Here is a 20,517-nt window from a genome sequence, read left to right as displayed (position 1 = left end):
GTCGTTCCCACCTTCGTGATCCATTAGCATGTGGGCTGGTAATCCGCCCAACTGCCCGTCAGAGTGTTTTCCTTTCCAAAGACCGCAAAGGCAAGGCCGCAGGAACTGTCGGCGGCGATGTGTTTATCGGCGCCGAAGGAGAGAGTGAAGGCTGCCTGCCCGAATGTCGGCTGGTAGCCCTTGATCTCCTGGAACGCCGTGTTGAGTGCGTCTGGGTTATCAACCGTGCCGGCCTTCTCGATGGCCAGCGCAATAAGCTTGACGGAGTCGTACCCAAGTGCATGGGTTTGGGACACCGAGAGGTTGGTGTCTCCGCTGAATGCGCGCAGGTCCTCCTGCAGCTGGACGGTGCGCGGATTGTCCGACGTTACCGGGTGGATCACGACCAGACCGTTGAGCGCTCCGGGCTGTGCTGTCTTCCACGAATCCGGCTGGCCGTCAAATGCGCCGATTGCAAACCGAGGCGTCTTGGGCAGGGCCTGTGCAAAAGCGGACTCCGACTGCGCCTGGAATGTGCCCCCAACGCTCACAGTAAGAATGGCATCAGGCTTCGCCGCGGCAATTCGAGCAACCGGAGCAGTGAAGTCGGCAGCCGTGAGTGGCGCAGATTCCTTGCCAACAAATCCCTCGGGAAGACACGACTTCTTGAAAAGCGTGTCGTAAGAAGCGACTAGGCCAACAACACCTGGAGCATCATCGTGGAATATGGCAATCTTTTTGGCTCCGACAGACTCGAACGCGCCACACATCGCCTCAACATAGGACGGGGCCGTGGGCAGAAGCGAATAGAGGTAATCGGCGGGCGCTGTGGTTACCAAGGCATCTGACGTCGATCCGGCGGCAATAGTCAGCATCTTGGCATCCTGAACGAGGCTCTTGACTGACGGAATTCCCACAGTGACGTATCCGATGGCAGCCACTGCCTTATCATTTATCATCCCGTTGTAGGCAGTGGGAGCCTTCGCAGGGTCACTCTCGCTGTTCTGCTCAGCAAGCCTAAGCGGTCTATCCAGAACACCGCCCGCGCGGTTAATCTGTGCGACCGCCAACTTAATGCCAGCCTGCGTCTGCAGATTGTATGAGGCGGCGGGTCCTGTTGTGTCAAGGTCAGCGCCGATAACAATCGGCGTCCCGGTTGGCGTCAAGTCAGGCCCGGACAGAGCACCACCATCGCTGTTCGTAGACGTGCTGGCGCAACCCACGAGCCCAGTAACCAATGCCAGAGACATGACCCCCGCCGCGGGACCCCGATAATAAAGTCTTTTCACCATTGAATCCACTTTCCTTCTATTTGCAGGTTGTGCCACGTATCGGCACAACGTACCGTAAACCCTCGACCCAAGTGTTGAGCGTGCAGGAGGCAATGTCAAGCAAAGGAGCCCGAAATTCAGGTTCGGGATGTCAGCGGCATTGAGAAGTGACCACTGTAAGTAGCTCACCAATGCTGGCCGGTGCCGTCAGGCGCATCAATGCGGCCTGCCCCCGGAGCGTTGTGGAAGTTCTATGGCAGCACGAGCGAATTCGGGACTGCCCCGGCTTTTGTTGACTCGGGGTCTTAGGCCGCTGTGAGCGCGGTCCGGTTGATTGTTTCATATTCGATGGGCGTGAGTTTGCCCAGCCGTCTTTGCCGTCGCCGGCGGTGGTAGGTTCTCTCGATCCAGGTTGTGATGGCCAGCCGGAGGTCCTGTCTGGTGAGCCATCGCTGACGGTCCAGGACGTTCTTCTGCAGCAGCGAGAAGAAGGACTCCATCGCGGCGTTGTCCGCGCACGCACCGACCCTGCCCATCGATCCGGTGAGCCCGTGGCGACGGAGCGATTCAACGAACCGGCGTGACCGGAACTGCGACCCACGGTCGGAGTGGACCACCGTTCTTTCCCGTCTTCGTGCCTGCACCGCGTTCTCCAGGGCAGCGACGGCAAGAGAGGACTTCATCCGGGCGTCCATTGAGTAGCCGACGATCCTGCCGGAGTAGACGTCCTTCACCGCGCAGAGGTAGAGCTTCCCTTCTTCGGTGGGGTGCTCGGTGATGTCTGTCAGCCACAGTTCGTTCGGCGCCGCGGCGGTGAAATCCCGCTCGACCAGGTCGTCGTGGACCGGTGGCCCCGGTTTCCGGTTCAGACCCCGTTTCTTCGAGAACACTGACCAGATGCCGTGGTCCCTGCATAAGCGCTGGACCCTGTTCTCGCCCGCGGTGATGCCCTTCTCCGGGAGCTCGTCGGCGATGAACCGGTACCCGAACGCCGGATCGTCGGAGTGGATGTCAAGGGCGGCGTTGACCAGGTGCGCATCGATCCAGTCCCGTTCCGTCACCGGGTTCGCCTTCCAGCGGTAATAGCCTTGCTTGCTAAATCCCAACACCCTGCAGGTCACCGCCACGGGAACACCGTCGGCGGCAAGATCCGTGACCAGCGGGTAGATCATTTTGGGTTGATGTCCCTGGCCAGATAGGCAGCCGCCCGGCGCAGAATCTCGTTCTCCTGCTCCAACAGGCGGTTCCGCTTCTTCAACTCCCGCACCTCAGCCGACTCCGCCGCCGCTGGGCTGGTCCCGGAGTCCTTACGCTCAGCGATAGCGATCCAGCGCTTCAACGTCGTGACCGAAAGCCCAAAATCCTTCGCAATCTGCGCCAGCGGCGCCTCGCCCTTGCGGGCCACATCAATAACATCCTGGCGGAACTCCGCCCCATAAGCCGTGGGCATGGTCAACATCCTTCCACGAGCACAAGCTCGCTAGGTCAAGGAGTCAACAAAACCGGGGGCAGTCCCTTCGGGGCCCGGCTATGAGCAGATGGATCACACCGCCGACGCTCGAAATTAGACCACCCTTACCGCTCCAGCCGACCACCTCGTCATGCGGCAACCGCCCGCGCATATCAGCCTGACACTGCAGTCGAAAACGACCCGCCACCTACTCACGCCACGACCGGCTGGCACACGATGAGCGGCCCCGGAGCCACAAACCGAGGAGCAGCTCATCCATGGCTCTTGACAACCGGACCTACATCAGCCGTAGGGGTGCAAAATGACTTTGCCTAGGGCGTGGGAGTTCGTGATAAACCTGTGCGCTTCGGCTGCTTCTTCCAGCGGGAACTGCTTGCCGATGACGGGGTGGATAAGTCCTTCGGCGACGAGGCGGTCGATCGCGGCGTACGCATCGTGGAAGTCGTCGGGTGTCATGTTCCACAGCGCCGTTCCGCGGATGTCGGCTTCGGCGACCATGAGTGAGCGCGGACTGATCTCTACCGGTCCGCGGCTTCCCACGATGACCACCCGCCCGTTTCGCGCGAGGATCCCGGTGTCTCGTTGGAGGTTCTTGTGCGCGGCCATCTCAATGATCAGGTCCACACCTCGGCCATGGGTGAGTGCATAGGTCTTATCGAGGTAGCCGGGTGCGGTGTGGTCCAGTGCGTGGGCTGCACCCAAGTTGAGGACCAAGTCACGGCCCGTCTCGGTGCTGGCTGTGCCGATCACGGTCAGTCCCAGGGCGCGGGCGATCTGGATAGCTGCTGTGCCGACTCCGCCGCTGGCGCCGTGGACGAGCACGATCTCTCCTGCTGCGGCGGAACCTCGTTGGCACAATGCCCGGTAGGCAGTTGTGTAGGAGACGCCCAGTGCGGCTCCCTGATCGAAGGACAGGTGCTCAGGCAACGGATGAACGATCTCGGCCGTGCATATAAATTGCTGTGCGTAGGTTCCGACAACACGACCGGGAATTGTGGAAACCCAGACCCTGTCACCGGGTGCGATCCCTTCAACCGAAGAACCGGTGGCCGTGACGGTACCGGCGGCATCGTAGCCAGGAGTAAACGGCAGATCAGGTGTAAGGAACTCGTAATTACCGGCCCGCAGATACGTATCGGCGGGATTCACGCCGACAGCCCGAACCTCGATGACAACCTCCCCCGCACCCGGCCGGTCGGATCCTTCACCTATGGGATCACCGTGGCCGGCTGCCGAATCGAGGAACTGGAGTACATCTTCGGACCCGTAGCGGGCTATCTCAATCCGTTTCATCAACCTTCTAACCTCGTGGGTTCGTCGCATACCGTGGTCATCGACGTTCAGCGATACCTTTCCACCTTCCAAGCAGATAACCACTTTTATTTGGCAGCAACAGACCCTAGGGCGGGCGTTGCCTTACTTTTTCGGACAATATCTTCACGCCATTAAGACTCAACTCGGTACCTGACGCATCTCTTGACAGGCAGCACCTGACAGCGCAGAATCTCTAGCGGAACGCCGTGCCATTATATGGCATGCGGACGAAAAATTTGGCGCAGGGACCGGTACGTCGCATTATCAATCGCTGCTGATAACTGGACCGACCGGCAATGAGGGCTTCTACTAAGCTGACCGCAGGCGTGCAAAAGATTGTGGTCAAGCACCGCAACCCGAAGGAATGCAATGGATAACGCAAAGCAGATGATCGCCCCCGACCTCTCCAGAGACTCCCTGCCCGCTCTGTTTTCTCTTGAACATCGGTTGGCCGTGGTCACCGGCGGCGGCAGCGGAATCGGCCTCGCCATCGCCAAACGGTTCGCTGAAATGGGGGCCACCGTGGTTATCACGGACCGCGACGAAACTCTGGCTGACGATGCAGTTGCCGCATGTGGTCCGCGCGCCCGGTTCCTGCGGCTCGACATGCGGAAGCATGCCTCAATCGGCACTGCTGTGGAGGGCCTTGCTCGTGAATTCGGCCGGCTCGACATCTGGGTCAACAACGCGGGGATCTATCCTTCGTATGATCCGCTGAACACGACGCCCGAACAGATGGCAGAGATCTTTGAGCTCAACATCACCGGAGCGCACATGGGTACGCAGACGGCAGCGCGTACCATGCAGGAAACAGGATGTCGGGGGGTCATCCTGAACATCCTGTCAACGGGCGCCTATCGCGGTTCCGGCGCGTACAGCGCGTCAAAGTGGGCCCTGCGGGGGCTCACGAGCGGCCTCGCCACCGAACTCGGGTGCAGAGGCATCCGGATTCTGGCGATCGCGCCGTCGGTAACACTAACTAACGGTCTGAGCCAACTCCTCGGCGCTAGCAAGGACGCTTCAGAACTCGTGTCCGGCATCACGGCGAAGATGCCCTTGGGACGCGTGGGCGTGCCCGACGATATCGCCCGCGTCGCTGCGTTCCTCGCAAGCGACGCGGCCGCTTTCATGACGGGTCAGACCATCGTTGTCGATGGCGGCTCGCTCACTAGCATCTGACACCTCTTGCATGGGTCACTTAGCTTGTCACCGAATCCGAGCGGATGGCGTTTCTTCGTTGGGGATCGCAATGCCGATCCCGGCATGCCGAAGGAGGTGGCTGCAGAGACCTAACTGATTAAGCCGGCGTAGTCACCGACCAGTGACCCGCCCACGCGTTCCCGCAGGGTCTTCAGGACCCGATCCGAAACTTCCTCGATAGCACCCATTCCATTCACGGAGGTAAGAACTCCGCGGGAAGAGTAGTTTTCTGCCACTTCCCGGGTCTGCTGCTGGTGAAGCTCAACTCGGTCGAGAAAGGTCTCTGCGGTTTCGGCGCTACGCTGTGCCTGGCTTGCCCACCCAAGCCTCCTTGAGAGTAGTTCTTCGTTGTGAGCCGTGAGCTGAAGTACGACGTCCAGCTTATTTTCACTAGCCGCGAGGATGTCGTCCAGAAGGATCGCCTGGGCCCTGGTTCTCGGGTATCCATCGAGCACGACACCTTTTTTCACGACCATCTGACTGAGACGGCCTCGAACTAATCTGTTAGTCACACTGTCCGGAACCAGGGCGCCAGTATCGAGGTACATTTTTGCTTGGACGCCCAAACTTGTGCGGCTCCTGACGTGGGCGCGGAGTATGTCGTCCGTAGAGACAGTTGTCAGTCCAAGAAAGCTGGCGACGAGCCTGGCCTGAGTGCTTTTGCCCGCACCAGGGGGTCCGATAATTACCAGTCTCATGCGGGTGGGCCGTTCAATGGAACTTTTTGATGGATGAAATTCTCTAACCCGCAGTTTCTTAGCCAAGTGAAGCGCATGGCTTCCTGCCCTGCGCCAATTGTGGAGCCAGTTTTCCCCGCACTGATTATCCAGGCAAAGAGAATCACAGCCTTCAGCCCAAACAGGCATAACCTCTTCACCATCCTGACCGGACGTCCCAGCTGATGGCCTTCCCCGGCAGATTGTTTGGCAGGGCCTCTGCAGGCCCGCATGGGTGACCTGTCCCCTCGACGACAGCCTCGTCGTTCCGCGGCCATACGTGGCAGTCCAAGCGCGCGGCGGGTGGCATGGAATCCAAGATCGCTCGAGGACAACGGGGCAGGTCGGCTCAGAAAGGTTCGGACGGAGTGTGTTTGCCCCGCCAAGAACAACGATGTTCCTGTTTCAGGATTCACGGATCGCCTTTCAGAGAAACCACGGAATGAATTGACAAACACCAGGCGTGACGGCCACAGCGTCCGAGGCTGCGCTCAGGTGGAGGCGGTCATAGCCTCGTAATGGCTAAGCGGCGGGGCACCGCCCGTTTCGATAGTTGATCATCCGGTGCCCCACCGGGACCTTCTGGCTGCCGCGGACTGGGCCGCCACGACTGCTGCTCCAGTCCCTCAGCACATACTGAGAGAATTTCTTGGTTAAGTATTCTCAGCATTCACCAGAGCGGCCTTGTAGGGGCTGTCAGGAGCGGGGCGGGCCTATAGATTCTGTTCCGGAGCAGGTCTTTTGCTTGGCCTCAATCACTTCCTCGGACAAGGGGTCGCTCTCTGCTGTGTTGCTCCAAAAGCTCATGCCTGTGGTGGAGCAAGAACTCGTGCCGGTAGTGAAGACCAATCCAAGGTGAGGCCATAAAAGCGTCGATATCAAGGCCCCTACACCCATCGGGATCTTCGATCGGCCAGAAAAGGTCTTGGGAAGCTAATCCAACCGCCTTCTGAGAAAGGTTGTTCAGTGGAACTGGATGTCTTATCATTCTTCTTTTCTCCTCTATTGAGCTCAGGGCTGGCTGCACGCACTCAGGCACTGATAGCCGGCGATACATCAGGGAACCAGCAAGGGAAGATCGCTAGGTCTGCCGTCAGAACGCTTTAAGGATGTCTTCGACGCGGGTTTTGGCGTCGCCGAAGAGCATTTGGGAGTTGTCGCGATAGAATAAGGGGTTTTGGACGCCGGCGTAGCCGGCTGCCATGGATCGTTTGAACACGATGACGTTCTCGGCTTCCCAGACGCGGAGGACGGGCATCCCGGCGATGGGGCTGCCCGGGTCTTCGGCGGCGGCGGGGTTGACGGTGTCGTTCGCGCCGATGACCAGCACGACTGAGGTGTCGCCGAGGTCGTCGTTGATTTCGTCCATTTCCAGGACGATGTCGTAGGGGACTTTGGCTTCGGCGAGGAGGACGTTCATGTGCCCTGGGAGGCGTCCGGCGACGGGGTGGATCCCGAACCTGACGTTCACGCCGCGTTCGCGGAGCTGGTGGGCGAGTTCGGCCACGGGGTACTGGGCCTGGGCGACGGCCATGCCGTAGCCGGGGGTGATGACGACGGACGAGGCGTTGGTGAGCATGTCCGCTGTCGCTTCGGCGGTGATTTCGCGGTGCTCGCCCTGGTCCGTGTCGCCCGTGCTGGCGGGGGCGGCGATGCCGAAGCCGCCGGCGATCACGGAGATGAAGGACCGGTTCATGGCTTTGCACATGATGTAGGACAGGTAGGCACCGGAGGAGCCGACCAGGGCGCCGGTGATGATGAGCAGGTCGTTGTTGAGCAGGAAGCCTGCCGCGGCGGCGGCCCAGCCGGAGTAGCTGTTGAGCATGGACACGACCACGGGCATGTCGCCGCCGCCGATGGAGGCGACCAGGTGCCAGCCCAGCCCAAGGGCCAGGACGGTGACGACGATGAGGAGCCAGAGTTGGGAGTCGTTGACGTACCAGACGGTCAGGGCGATGAACGCGGCGAGGGCGCCGAGGTTGATCCCGTTTTTGCCCGGCAGCATCAGGGGTGAGGATTTCATCCGGGCGGAGAGTTTCAGGAACGCCACGATCGAGCCGGTGAAGGTCACCGCGCCGATGAACACACCGATGAACACCTCGGCGTGGTGGATCGCCATCAAATCCGACGACAACGCGGGGGCTTCGAGGTGCCCGTTCCACCCCACGAGCACGGCGGCAAGGCCTACGAAGCTGTGCAGCAGGGCGATGAGCTCGGGCATGCCGGTCATTTCGACCACCCGGGCGCGCCAGAGTCCGATGGCCCCGCCGACGGCGACCGCGGCGACCAGCAGGCCCAGGCCGGTGAGGGCGTGGCCGGTGCCCCAGGCGTCCTGCAGGGTCAGCCAGATCGTGGCGGCGAGGGCGATGACCATGCCGGTGATGCCGTAGATGACGCCGGCGCGGGCTTTCTCGTGCTTGCTTAGTCCGGCGAGGGACAGGATGAACAGTAGGGCCGCGACGATGTAGGCCGCCCCGGCGATGGAGTCGGCGGTCAGCGGACCGGAGACGGTGTCAGTCACGGTAGAGCTCCTCGTAAGTGTTGCTGCTGCTGTTGCGGTGACGGCGCTCATGAACGGGCCTTCCCGGCCGAGAACATGGCGAGCATGCGCCGGGTCACGGCGAACCCGCCGAAGATGTTGATGCTGGCGAGCAGGACCGCGACCGCGGCGAGGACCTGCATCACAGGGTTGTCGGACGTGACCTGCAGCAGCGCACCGACGACGATGATTCCGGAGATCGCGTTCGTCACGGACATCAGCGGGGTATGCAGGGCGTGATGGACCTTTCCGATCACATAAAACCCGACCACGACCGAGAGCATCAGCACCGTGAAATGCTGGGGCAACGGCGCCGGGGCCACCGCGTTGACCCCGAACAACACCGCGATACCGGCGGCAAAAAGACCGGTCTTGCCCGCAGCGCTAAGGCCCTGTTTCTTCTTAGGTGCAGGGCTTTCGGCGACCGGGCCCTGGGTCGTGGCTGCGGGTGCGGCGGAGACCTGGACCGGGGGCGGCGGCCAGGTCTTCTCGCCCTCGCGCACCACCGTCACGGAGCGCTGGACAACGTCGTCGAAATCAATTGTCAGCTGCCCGTCTTTGTCCGGGGTGAGGAGCTTGAGGAGGTTCACCATGTTCGTCCCGTACAGCTGGGAGGCCTGGGCCGGTAACCGGGCCGGTAGATCCGTATACCCCAGGATTACGACGCCGTTGTCGGTCACGACCCGTTCCCCGGCGACCGAGCCTTCGACGTTTCCGCCCTGCCCGGCGGCCATGTCTACGATCACGCTGCCCGGCTTCATGCTTGCCACGTCCTCAGCGGTGAGCAGCTTCGGCGCCGGCCGCCCCGGGATCAGGGCAGTGGTGATAATGATGTCCACATCCGCAGCCTGCTCCGAGTAAATTTCCGCAGCCCTGGCGTTGTATGCCTCGGAGGTGGCCTTGGCGTACCCGTCCGTGGACCGCATCTCTTCGGCGACCTCGACCTTAAGATAGGTTCCGCCGATGGATTTCACCTGATCGGCAACCTCTGGCCGCGGGTCCGTCGCCCGGACAATCGCGCCCAAGCTGCTCGCAGCGCCGATCGCCGCCAACCCGGCAACGCCTGCGCCCGCGACGAGGACCTTCGCGGGCGGGACCTTACCCGCCGCGGTCACCTGTCCCGTGAAAAACCGGCCGAACTCGTGAGCCGCCTCGATCACGGCACGGTACCCGGCAATGTTCGCCATCGAACTGAGCACATCCATCGACTGGGCCCGTGAAATCCGCGGCACCGCATCCAACGCCAGCGCCGTGATCGGACGCGCCGCCAGCGCCTCCACCAACTCCGGCCGCAACCCAGGGCTCAACGACCCGATCAGCGTGGCACCCTCGGCCAGGCGGGTGATCTCTTCCTCAGTGGGCGGATTGACCCGCAACACCACCTCGCTGCCCCACGCCTCGTCAGCACCCACAATCACAGCACCGGCCTCAGCATAAGCCTCATCACGGAACGACGCGGACTCCCCCGCGCCCTTCTCGACCACGACCTCGTAGCCCAAACCCAACAACTGCCTAACGGTGGTCGGCGTCGCCGCCACCCGCTTCTCGCGGCTCAACTCCGCCACGATCCCAATACGTGCCACGTTCAATCTCTTTTCATCCATACCAAAAGGCTCGGGCGGGATTCCGCTGCCGGGCCACAACCGCATCTGTTCATTTCTCTATGGGACCGGCCAGCTAAACGTTGACTGGCCCCGGTTTCTCTTTCATAGAATGCGTCAACCTCTACTGGGCATCCCTGAGTTCAAACCTGCACTGGCCTCCCAGGGCGACCGGAACTTGCTTAGCTAGAGTTTCCGACCCAACAACGTGCGCCAGACCACCGGGGACAACGAGATTCGGAAGTTCCGGCGCACTGAGGTCGGAGCATCTGGCAGAGCAGTTTCCTCGCCGAGTGCCAGTGCCATCCAGCCGATCATTGCGCTGTCAGGACACAGGATGATTCACCGGTCGGGCCAGTAACCCATCGCGGAGCGTCTCGGGGTCAAGCCACATCAACAGCAGACCCTTCATGCGCCCGGGGCTCCCCTAGCGGCTTATTCTCCGGGTTCTGAACATTGCCGCTCCGGCCAGGAAAACCGCCGCAGATGCCCACTGTGTTATTCCCCTGGCGACCAGGAATGAACGCGGCTGCAGTACTAGGCCCGTTGCCCGAGCCCGACGCTCAGCATGTCCGCGAGACTATGAAACTTCCTTCTCGGCTTAGGAGTGGGTGCTTCAGCACCCCTTAGCCGCTCAGCGGCATCGATCCTCAACCAGCCTTCGAGATCAATGAGTTCAGGCTGACGTGAGGCCACGAAGCCCAGTACCTCCTCATCGAGAGCGGCTGGGTCGCGAAGCAAACCCTGCTCGAAGTCCTCAAAAATTGCATTGACCGTTTCAATCGAACACCACTTGCTGGTGCCGATGACGCCGGTCGCTCCCCTCTTTGCCCACCCCGTGCAGTACAGCCCTTGCACTGCGTGTTCCATGTCGACATTGACAACACGGCCTCCGTCATTTGGGATGGTGCCTTTTTTTGGATCAAAAGGCACGCCCGGCGTGGGAGACGTGCGATATCCGATGGCTCGGAGCACCAGCCTGGTCTTGATCGTTTCCTCAACCGACTCATCGAGCGTGCTCCGGAACGTAATCGATTCAACTTCGGTATCACCGTTGATCGAAACGGGTTCATGCCGAAAACGAAAAGTGATTTTTCGGTCGGCATCGCCGCTTTCCTGTACGCAAATGCGGGAGGCAAGGTCCCGTTTCCCTCGGGTCCCGAACGAATCATTTGACAGGGGGGCTGCGACATCAGCTTCCACTTCCTCTTTCCGTATAACCACATCCACGCCGTCAAGCTCGGTGAGAGCGTGCAATTCCGAGGTTGTGAATGCGGCTTCGTCGATTCCACGTCGTGCCACAATCATGACTTCACGGACCCCGCTTGACTCGAGTGCATCTATCGCATAGTCCGTCATGTCAGTGGCAGCGAAGGCCTTCGGTCTCTCGGCTAAAACACGTGCGACATCAAGGGCAACGTTCCCATTGCCGATGAGGACAACCTGCTCTCCCGTGAGGTCGAAGGAACTGTCTGCGTGGCTCGGGCTTCCGTTGTACCAAGCCACGAATTCCCGGGCGGAATAGGACCCTGGGAGATCCTCCCCCGGAATCCCCAGCTTGCGATCGTCATCTGCTCCGACCGACACGATGACCGCGTGATGCCACTCCAGGAGGTCTTCCACAGTGATGTGTTTGCCCAGCTCTACGTTGAAATAGCTGTGGACATTGGGCCGCTTAAGAACCTTTTCGAATTGTTTGGTGATGGATTTGGTCTTTTGATGATCCGGTGCCACTCCCGCACGAATGAGCCCGTACGGGGTGGGCAACCGATCGAAAAGTGACACTTCCACCCCAGGAACGACGGCCAGTGCCTCCGCGGCGTAGCATCCGGAGGCCCCGGCCCCAACGATAGCTACCCGCAATTTGGGTCTGGTTTCGGGTAGCTTACGCCGTCCCGTCCTCGCCGTTTCGGTGACACGGAGCGGATTGTGCTCGAAATATTCTGCATTGATATCGCGAAAGATATCGAGTCCGCTGGGCATGTCGTTTTCATCATGAATGGCTGAAACCGGGCATTCCCACATGCAGGCAGCACAATCGATACACGACGCGGGGTCGATATAGAGCTGCTCGGCGGTCTTGAACTCCGGGTCACTGGGCCGGGGCCGGATGCAGTCGACAGGGCATACGCTGACGCACGAGGCATCGTTGCAGCATCCCTTTGCAATGACATATGTCATCTACGTGACACTCTCCCTGATTTCTCGTGCACGAGCCTGCTCTTCCGTTTAAAGCGTTTCGAATATGGGGTGTTCGCTGAGTCGCTTGCCTGGCGTGTACTTAATGGGGAAGTACGCGAAACCGGCGTTGGTTGCAGCGTAGGCATAGTTCTGAAGCTGATCTTCTTGAACCTCGTAATCGGGTACACGCGTCAGAAACTGGCGCAGCACCGTTTGGAAGACCGCTCGTGCAAGGTTGGAACCAAGGCACCGGTGGATTCCTGCACCGAACGCGTAGTGCCGATTCGGTGTTCGCTCCAAATCCGGGGTCTCGGGGTTTTCAAATTCTTCGGGGTCCCAGTTGGCGGCACGGTACATGAACCATATGCGGTCGCCGGCCGGGATGGTCTGGCCCTCGAGCTCAATGTCTTGAGTTGCGGTCTTTGCTAGGCCGACGGCCGGGCTGACCCAGCGCAGGAATTCCTCGGTGGCGGTCCGAAGGAAATCATCGTCCTCCAAGAGGCGCTTTTGGACTTCAGTCTTTCCGGCGAGGTACTTGAGCGACGCGGCGAGCAGGCCCGCCGTCGTATCAAACCCGCCAATGAGGATGTCGTAGAGGAGATCCTTGATGACGTCGTCAGTTACGGGCTCCCCCTCGATTTCCGAGGCGATGAGGTCATCGAGAAGGCCCTTGCCTGGGTTCGCTCGACGCTCAGTGATCGTTTCAGAAAGTCGTTTATGGATGCCCGGAATGCCAGCTTCCGAACTGCCGTCACCGGGCATTCCGGTGAAGGTCTGATGAATGCGCTCTGCATAGAACCGCCAGTCGCCGAGAGGCAGTCCGATCACGTCGAGGGTGATAAGTGCGGTCACAGGACTGCCAACCTGCATCACGAAGTCGGCCTCACCGAGCTCAATCATGTGGTCGATGACCTCGGTCGTGTACTTCTCGATCAGGGGAACAAGCTTCTCAACCGACTGCGGAGAGAACGGACGACTCACGAGCTTCCGGTAGTGGTCCCACTCGGGAGGATCGGATTCGTTAGGCAGCGCACGGTAGGTCTCGGCGGTGGGGATGGTCACACCGCCAGTGAGCCTCCCATTTTCATCCAGCGTCTTCGCCGCCGAGTATCGATCGCGGTCCCGCAGCCCGGCGCCGACGCCGTGGTGACTGGTCACAACCCAGTGGCCGTCGTAATGCTTAGTCCAGGCGACTGGGCATTTCGAGCGCACTTCTGCTTCAACTGCGACCGTACCATCGCGATATTCAGGAGAATGGATGTCGAGATCGACTTCGTTGCGGGTGGGGATTTCGTTGGTCATGGGCGTGTTTGCTCCTCGATCACAATCGCGCGCTCGGGGCAGGCGGCTGCGCCCGCCTGAGCCTTGGCATGGAGTTCGGCTGGTACTTCTGAGCTTTCAACATAGGCATTGCCGTCTTCATCCAACTTGAAGACCTCGGACGCCGCCATATTGCACATCGTGTGTCCTTGACAGTGATTCCGATTAACGGTGACTTTCATAGACTGACCTCCTTGTCATCCACGTCTGCACCCTCTGTATTGAGAGGCGCGTCACGTGTGGTCGATGATTGCCATCCTCCATGAACTATTGAAGCTCGTCAACATTTTTGGCAAGATGGTCCACTATGCGGCACGCAAGGACTATTTGCTGCTGTATCACCGACAGCACCTGCAACATCAGTGCGTGATCGGCCTCACTTCCACTAGGAGACCCCATGGACTACCCAGAGAACATCGTGATCATCGGCGGCAGTCTCGCCGGAGGCACAGCCGCGGTGACGCTCAGGGAGGAGGGATATAAGGGCCGCGTTACGCTCGTGGGTGAGGAGTCGCACGCCCCCTATGAGCGTCCAGCCCTTTCCAAAGACTTTCTCGCCAACGGCAGCCTCGACGCAATTCTCACCCGTCCCATAGTTAGCTACACCGATCGGGGAATCGAGACGAAATTCGGGTCTCGAGCAGTGAAGATCGATGTTTCCAGCCGGTCCGTTGAGCTTAGCTCCCGCGAGCAGCTCCCCTTTGATCGACTCCTGCTCGCAACCGGCGCACGCAACCGGCTCTTGCCCCTACCTGGATTGGACCTTCAGGGAGTGTTCAGCCTGCGGACCGCTGATGATGCGATTGCCCTCAGAAGAGCTATCCGCCCAGGGGGCCGGGCCGTAGTACTTGGCATGGGTTTCATCGGTACCGAGGTCTCTGCCGCCCTGCGTTCGAGCGGCATGGAGGTCACCGCCGTGGAAATGCTTTCCGCGCCACTCGTTCAAGCCCTCGGCAATGACATGGGCAGCGTGCTCAAGGATGTTCATGCGGAACATGGAGTAGACATGATCTTTGAGGACCGCGCGATTGCCCTGGGAGGCGAGGGGCATGTCAAAAGCGTCCTCACTGCAAGCGGGCGCACGCTTGAGTGCGACCTCGTGGTGTTTGGGTTTGGCACAGAGCCAAACTCGGAGCTGGCTGTTGACGCCGGACTTGAGGTCCAAGGAGGAATTCGAGTCGACGAGTTCTGCCGAACAAGCGTGGACGGGATTTACGCGGCCGGCGACGTGACGAACCACTTCCACCCGCTTGCAGGGCGGCATCTCCGCGTGGAGCACTGGCAGAACGCCATCCTTCAGGCCAAGGTCGCGGCTCGGAACATGCTCGGCCAGATGGTCTCCTATGACGACGTCCACTGGTTTTGGTCGAGCCAATACACCGAACGCATCCACTACGCTGGCTTCCACGGTCCTTGGGACCGCTACGTCACTCGAGGCAGCGTGTCTGCACGTGACTTCTCCGTCTTCTACCTTGACGGGCGTCGCCTCGTCGGCGTGGCCGGATGCAACCGGCCCCGGGATGTCCGCACCGCGATGGAGCTCATGAAGTCAGGTATATCCCTGAACGACGCCGACCTCGCCTCGGACGACGTCAGCCTGAAATCCCTTGTCCAGCCAGCAGCTGTCGGTTAGATGATCGCTCCGAGGGTCATTGCTAGCAACGGTTCCCTTGACCCGGCGGTCGATAGGCGCCGGGGGTGTACCGGATTCAAAGTCATGCCTTCCAAAGCCCAGGGAGCCCCCGCCGAGCGCAGCCCTGACCAGGGCGCCTAAATGGCCTCTGAGGCAGGCTGGGCCTCGTCAATCCGTTTGCCCATGCGAGTGGTCCGCCCGGAGCGTGTTCCGAATTGGCCTCAGCACGATCTCATACCGCCGCTTCAACCGGCGGTAGGTCTATCCGTAGGCGTTCCCAGGCGCGACCCACCAGCTGGAAGTCCTCTGCCACAAAATTACCCTCGTGCCCCGCAAGTCACTCCAGAGCGGTCATTCCAGGCGTACCAGGCCGCTACCTTCGGACCAGATGAATGGATCCGGAGTGGCCGGGCCCACTTGGTACTGTCGGTCGGAGGTCGAGGGTCCCAGACCTGTTTGCGAGGACAGATCTCAACACCCGCAGATTCATCTCGCGCCGGCCCCTGACCGAGTAAAGGCCGGTACCGGCGCTCACCGATGCTGAACTGCTCTGCCTGCCTGCCTGCCTGCCTGCCCGCGGTCCGGCACGTGTTTGCTGCTTCCTCGCTATGCAGGGCGAGCACCTGGTGAGTATGTTCCCACCTTGCCAGGGAGCGGCTGTCCAACCAGTCAGGCATCCCGTCGATGCCGACATGGCAGCACCGGCCCCGATGCGGGGCGCACCGGACATCGCTAAAACCTGGAAACGAGACACTGCCCCAATTTTTTAGACTCGGCGGGACGAGATCGGCGTGATGGATTCCGTAAGCTCCTTCAACCAAGACCCGTACAGCGGCACAAGGCTCTCAGAGAAGCGGCTGAGAGGTATCGAGATAGTCAGCGCTCCGACTACAGCACCGTGTGCCGCTCTGATTGCACATGAGATCGAGGCCACCTCGCGCCGCCACTCCGCGACATTAACGGCGTACCCGCGTTCCCGTACGACTTCGAGCCGCTCGATGAGCACAGCGGGATCAGTAACGGTTTGCTCCGTAAACGAACCGAGACTGCGGCGCAGGATCTCATCAGTTGTTTCTGGAGGCATGAAGGCAAGCATGGCCTGGCCGGCCGCGGTAGCATGCAGTGGCGAGCGGGTACCAACAGGCACGAAAGTCCGCACCGTATGTTCGCTGTCCACCCGGTGAAGGATCAAACCCGAGTCGCCGTCAAGGGAAATGAGGTGAATGGTCTCTCCGGTACGCTGCTGCAGCTCCCGCATCGCAGGATCAGCCAGCTCCACAAGCGAGTGTTCACCAAAAGCCATGAGCGAAATCGCGAGCATCACAGTAGTGAGCTGCCACCGGCTCTGGTCATCTGGGAGCTGTTTGATCCACCCGGCATTGCCGAGCGTCGTGAGGGCTCGCTGCACGGAACTTTTGGGCAATCCCACGTGACGCGAAAGTTCCGAGACACCGACGGGCTGAAGCTCGCCGATGCTTTCGATCATCTTCAGAGCATTTTTTACGCTCTGGATCGAGCCGATCTGCTTCTCTTCCATCTGCCTGGGCCTCCACCTCTTGGTAACCATTTTCGTTTATCAGCACGGCGTTCCGCAAATATGCCACACCTCGGACGAGGCGAATCCATAATTCTCCACGTGGCTCCCCCTCCGTCGCCGGCTATTTCCTCGCATGGTGCAACCCAATCGGGCCAACAAAAGCCAGCAGATCATTGTCCATGCAAGTGGGTTGACATCGGATACCCACGTCGGGACAATTAGATTATGGAACAGCGTGCCGCAGAACGAAACAATCAACGACGCGTTCTCACTGCACCCCTGTTCGTACCCGGCGACCATCCGGAGTTGATCAGGAAAGCTATTGAGCGCGGGGCCCGTACCGTCATCCTAGACTTGGAAGACGCCGTTGAGGGCAGCGTTAAACCGCGGGCACGCACACTCACCAGTGAAGCCCTGCGTACTACCGATTGGGGTTCCGTAACCCGCATCGTGCGAGTCAACGGCGTTGCCGAATTGCCCGAATTGCTGGAAGATCTCAAGGCCTTACAGCCGGTTTTGTCGGAGATCGACATGATCATCCTGCCGAAGGTCGAATCGGCGGACGATGTTCACTCGTTCGAGGCACTGCTGCTCGGGTCTGGCGACGTGGACGTACTCCCGTCGCTGATCCCCACTATCGAGTCAGCGGCTGGTGTATGGAATGCCCGGCAAATCGCGGCAGCAAGCGGTTCAGTGCATACCTTACTCTTCGGTCTGGCTGACTTATCGGCCGAGCTTGGGATAACCCCGACGGCAGAGGGGCAGGAGCTGCTCACCGCCCGATCAATGGTAGTGCTGGCGTGTGCGGCTGCGGGCATCACCAAGCCCTGGAACGGGCCTCACCTCAACATCGATGATGATGCCGGACTCAGAGTGGCTGCAGACAACGCTCACCTTCTGGGCTTCCACGGAATGGTCACTATCCATCCGAAACAGCTCAGCATCGTCACCAACGCGTTCGCTCCGACAACGGCCGAGATTGCATGGGCATCCAGCGTGATTGAAGCCTTCACCCGCGCAAGTGCGCAGGGATCAGGTGCGGTGCGGCTCAGCGATGGGACCTTCATCGACCAGCCGATTGCCACTCGGGCCGAAGCCATACTCGGGCGAGCTCAAGAGTCTTAGGGAAGTGTAGTCATGCCTTCAAGAGAGAATCCCTCGCTAACCGAGCTTCTCGTCGACCTCATCTCGAACGAGGAGGCCTTCCTTGAGGAAGAGTGGGCCACGATTGGAGAGCGCGCCTTTGTCGATACGGTCGGCGTCACTCTGGCTGGTTCCCGGCAACAGCCCGTGCGCATTCTGGACGCCACAGTGGAAGCGGGCGAGGGGCCGGTCTACTCGATAGCGGCGTCCCGCCCGGTGGCGTCACGCGACGCTGCACTACTGGACGGCACGAGCGCCCATGCACTCGATCTCGACGATATGGACGAAGCCTACATCGCGCACCCTAGTGCGGTAATATTCCCAGCCCTCTGGTCTATCGGGCAAAAAGTCAACGCTAGCGGTAAAGATCTTCTCGCTGCCTTTCGGGTAGGGGCAATCACAAACCGCGTCATCGCCGCGCACCTGGATATCACCACGCACTTCGGTGCCGGTTGGCACTCCACTTCTACCATCGGCACCGTCGGGGGAGCCGCTGCGGTGTCCCGACTTCTCCGCGCCGACGCCACTGGTGCCCGCAACGCACTCGGGATTGCAGGCTCGCTCGCAGCCGGAAGCAGGCAGAACTTCGGCACTATGGTCAAGCCCCTCCATGCGGGCTTCGCGGCCTCGAATGCTGTGCTAGCCGCTGAACTTGGCATACGCGGCTTCACGTCAAACCCGGAGCAGCTTTCCGGGCCGATCGGGTTCCTTGAGCTCTTCCGCGGGAGTTCCAGCAGAATCAAACCAACGGCCGAGGTGGTTCAGAGGGCGTTCGTGGCATCAGGGTTCAACATTAAGCGCTACCCGTGCTGCTACCGCACACACCCGGCAATCGAGGCCGCGGCAGAATTGGCAGGGCAGATCGACCTCTCTGAGGTAACGGCGATTAACGTCACGGTCCAACCTGCGGGGCTTGTCCCGCTAATTCATCACCGCCCCGCCGATGGATCCGAGGCGAAGTTCAGCATAGAGTACACCGTCGCAGCCGCCCTCCTGGACGGGGACGTCTTTCTGTCGAGCTTCGACGAATCACGTGTCCGGCGGCCCGAGGTGCAGACTCTACTCAAGCTTGTGACGGCGACTGAATCCGCTTCTCCTCCCTACGGTTCGCCTAATTGGCACGAATCATTTGCCGTAGTCACCGTCACCACCCGTGACGGCAGAATCTTCACTGCCCGCAATGACGTCCCGCGCGGTCACACTGGTGCCCCCCTCACCGAAGGGCAGCTTCGGGCGAAGTTTGAGCAGTGTGCCGGCTTCGAGGAGCAGGGCGTTCCAGATGACGTCTACCGCCCTCTACGCGCGCTGCGCGCCGAAAGGTCGATACGGACAACCATTCAGCTGATTAGTCAGGTCAAACTACAGGATTCGGAGGACGAGCCATGCCGGGTCGACCGCTAGAAGGATTAATTATCGTCGCCCTCGAGCAGGCAGTCGCGGTGCCATTTGCCACCCGCCAGCTCGCGGATCTCGGTGCTCGGGTCATCAAAGTTGAACGACCCGGTTCTGGTGATTTTGCCCGCGGCTATGACAGCAAGATCAATGGGCTATCGAGTGCGTTTGCTTGGCTAAATCGAGGTAAGGAATCGGTGGCCCTCGACATTAAGAGCGAGGATGGGCGGGCAGCCTTGGAGGCTCTTATAGGTCGAGCGGACGTGTTTCTGCACAACATTTCTCCTCGTGCCGCAACAAAACAGGGACTCGACTCGGAAACTTTGGCGCGGTCCCATCCTCGCCTTATTGCCGGCTCAGTTTCAGGTTACGGAAAATCCGGACCGCTGTGCGACTCAAAGGCATACGACCTCCTTGTACAGGGCGAGACCGGCCTGGTTTCCCTCACCGGCAGTGAAGACCGTATGGCCAAGGTCGGCATTTCCATCGCTGACATCGCAGCGGGAATGTATGTCTACTCCAGCGTCCTCGCCGCCCTGATGCATCGAAACCTTACGGGGGAAGCGCTCAGTGTGGACGTATCCCTCTTCGATTCCCTTGTCGAGTGGCTGGCCTATCCGCTCTACTACACCCAGCACGGGGGCACTGCCCCCCGCCGCATGGGGGTCAGTCACGCCACGATTGCACCCTACGGAGCGTTCTCGACACGCGAGGGACACCAAGTGCTGCTGGCGGTGCAGAACGACAGCGAGTGGCGGCGGTTTTGCCTCCGCATTCTCGGAGACGCGTTACTCGCCGAGGATCCCCGCTTCAACAGCCATGAGCAACGCATCCAAAACCGAACTGAGCTCGACGATATCGTTACCAGGCGCATTGCCATGATCAACCGCGACGACCTGCTTGCACAGCTCGGAGCAGCAGAAATCGCGCACTCCCGGCTCAACACGCTCGACCAGCTCGCCACTCATGAGCAGATTGTCGAACGAAACCGGTGGATTCCAACGGAGAGTCCGCAAGGCAACTTTCAGACTCTGCTTCCGCCCTGGGTGCCTCAAGGACATGATCTCGATTACGGCAGAATCCCCGCCGTGGGCGAAGACACCGAGGCCATCTGCAACTGGCTTGGCATCGACGCTGACGCCTTGACCCTAAATGTACCCAACAGGAAAGTGAGGACCGCGTGACTACGCATCGGGGCTGGCACGGCCGCTACTTCGAGG

The 20,517-nt window shown here is 60.4% G+C and carries 15 protein-coding genes; 5 read left to right on the top strand and 10 right to left on the bottom strand.

What is annotated here, in order from left to right:
* Positions 1-23 precede the first annotated feature (23 nt).
* The 3 genes from AR539_RS18975 to AR539_RS18970 form a co-directional block, all read right to left on the bottom strand.
* Positions 24-1,229 (bottom strand): ABC transporter substrate-binding protein, encoded by a 1,206-nt coding sequence (locus AR539_RS18975; protein ID WP_231728577.1) that lies wholly within the window; start codon positions 1,227-1,229, stop codon positions 24-26.
* Positions 1,230-1,555: 326 nt separating this feature from the next.
* A protein-coding gene (locus AR539_RS09165; protein ID WP_157360953.1) for an IS3-like element ISAcl2 family transposase occupies positions 1,556-2,700 on the bottom strand; the annotation gives its coding sequence in 2 pieces (ribosomal slippage) (positions 1,556-2,424 and positions 2,424-2,700; 1,146 coding nt in all).
* 303 nt (positions 2,701-3,003) lie between these two features.
* Complete coding sequence (locus AR539_RS18970) at positions 3,004-4,014, bottom strand: NADPH:quinone reductase (protein WP_082699267.1); 1,011 nt, start codon at positions 4,012-4,014, stop codon at positions 3,004-3,006.
* A 390-nt stretch (positions 4,015-4,404) separates the two neighbouring features.
* Here AR539_RS18970 and AR539_RS09150 point away from each other — a divergent pair, with 390 nt between their 5' ends.
* Positions 4,405-5,214: an SDR family NAD(P)-dependent oxidoreductase gene (locus tag AR539_RS09150; RefSeq protein ID WP_066435140.1), complete on the top strand. Its 810-nt coding sequence runs from the start codon at positions 4,405-4,407 to the stop codon at positions 5,212-5,214.
* A gap of 110 nt (positions 5,215-5,324) precedes the next feature.
* Here AR539_RS09150 and AR539_RS09145 read toward each other — a convergent pair whose 3' ends face one another.
* From AR539_RS09145 to AR539_RS18965, 6 genes are all read right to left on the bottom strand, one after another.
* On the bottom strand, positions 5,325-5,933 hold the full coding sequence (locus AR539_RS09145) for an adenylate kinase (RefSeq protein ID WP_066435138.1): 609 nt from the start codon (positions 5,931-5,933) through the stop codon (positions 5,325-5,327).
* 1,111 nt (positions 5,934-7,044) lie between these two features.
* Positions 7,045-8,523 carry a Re/Si-specific NAD(P)(+) transhydrogenase subunit beta gene (gene pntB, locus AR539_RS09140; RefSeq protein WP_231728553.1) on the bottom strand — a complete coding sequence of 493 codons (1,479 nt, stop codon included), beginning with the start codon at positions 8,521-8,523 and terminating at the stop codon, positions 7,045-7,047.
* Positions 8,520-10,073 carry a Re/Si-specific NAD(P)(+) transhydrogenase subunit alpha gene (locus AR539_RS09135; RefSeq protein ID WP_066436412.1) on the bottom strand — a complete coding sequence of 518 codons (1,554 nt, stop codon included), beginning with the start codon at positions 10,071-10,073 and terminating at the stop codon, positions 8,520-8,522. The genes pntB and AR539_RS09135 overlap by 4 nt, the downstream gene beginning before the upstream one ends.
* 555 nt (positions 10,074-10,628) lie before the next feature.
* The gene (locus AR539_RS09130) at positions 10,629-12,272 is read right to left on the bottom strand and encodes an FAD-dependent oxidoreductase (RefSeq protein ID WP_066435136.1); all 1,644 of its coding nucleotides are present in this window, start codon (positions 12,270-12,272) and stop codon (positions 10,629-10,631) included.
* 48 nt (positions 12,273-12,320) lie between these two features.
* A complete protein-coding gene (locus tag AR539_RS09125; protein ID WP_066435133.1) occupies positions 12,321-13,574 on the bottom strand; it encodes a cytochrome P450 in 1,254 nt (417 codons plus the stop codon).
* Positions 13,571-13,774, bottom strand: coding sequence for a ferredoxin (locus AR539_RS18965; RefSeq protein ID WP_082699266.1), 204 nt, complete (start codon positions 13,772-13,774; stop codon positions 13,571-13,573). The genes AR539_RS09125 and AR539_RS18965 overlap by 4 nt, the downstream gene beginning before the upstream one ends.
* A gap of 215 nt (positions 13,775-13,989) precedes the next feature.
* On the opposite strand from AR539_RS18965, the gene AR539_RS09120 reads away from it, so the two are divergent.
* On the top strand, positions 13,990-15,225 hold the full coding sequence (locus AR539_RS09120; RefSeq protein ID WP_066435130.1) for an NAD(P)/FAD-dependent oxidoreductase: 1,236 nt from the start codon (positions 13,990-13,992) through the stop codon (positions 15,223-15,225).
* Between the two features lie 766 nt (positions 15,226-15,991).
* Here the strand turns inward: AR539_RS09120 and AR539_RS09115 are convergent.
* Entirely contained in the window at positions 15,992-16,762 is a 771-nt protein-coding gene (locus AR539_RS09115) for an IclR family transcriptional regulator (protein WP_066435123.1), read from the bottom strand.
* A 225-nt stretch (positions 16,763-16,987) separates the two neighbouring features.
* Between AR539_RS09115 and AR539_RS09110 the strand changes: the two genes are divergently transcribed.
* From AR539_RS09110 to AR539_RS09100, 3 genes are read left to right on the top strand one after another with little or no spacing between them, the layout of a single operon-like run.
* Entirely contained in the window at positions 16,988-17,887 is a 900-nt protein-coding gene (locus AR539_RS09110; protein WP_082699264.1) for an HpcH/HpaI aldolase/citrate lyase family protein, read from the top strand.
* 12 nt (positions 17,888-17,899) lie between these two features.
* On the top strand, positions 17,900-19,306 hold the full coding sequence (locus AR539_RS09105; RefSeq protein WP_066435111.1) for an MmgE/PrpD family protein: 1,407 nt from the start codon (positions 17,900-17,902) through the stop codon (positions 19,304-19,306).
* Positions 19,288-20,481 carry a CaiB/BaiF CoA transferase family protein gene (locus AR539_RS09100; RefSeq protein WP_066435109.1) on the top strand — a complete coding sequence of 398 codons (1,194 nt, stop codon included), beginning with the start codon at positions 19,288-19,290 and terminating at the stop codon, positions 20,479-20,481. Before AR539_RS09105 ends, AR539_RS09100 begins: the two co-directional genes overlap by 19 nt.
* The last annotated feature ends 36 nt before the right edge of the window (positions 20,482-20,517 follow it).

The organism is Arthrobacter sp. EPSL27 (assembly GCF_001512305.1).
Classification (GTDB): Bacteria; Actinomycetota; Actinomycetes; order Actinomycetales; family Micrococcaceae; genus Arthrobacter.
The sequence above is the reverse complement of the archived record's forward strand: the minus strand, read 5'-3'. Positions and strand labels throughout refer to the sequence as shown.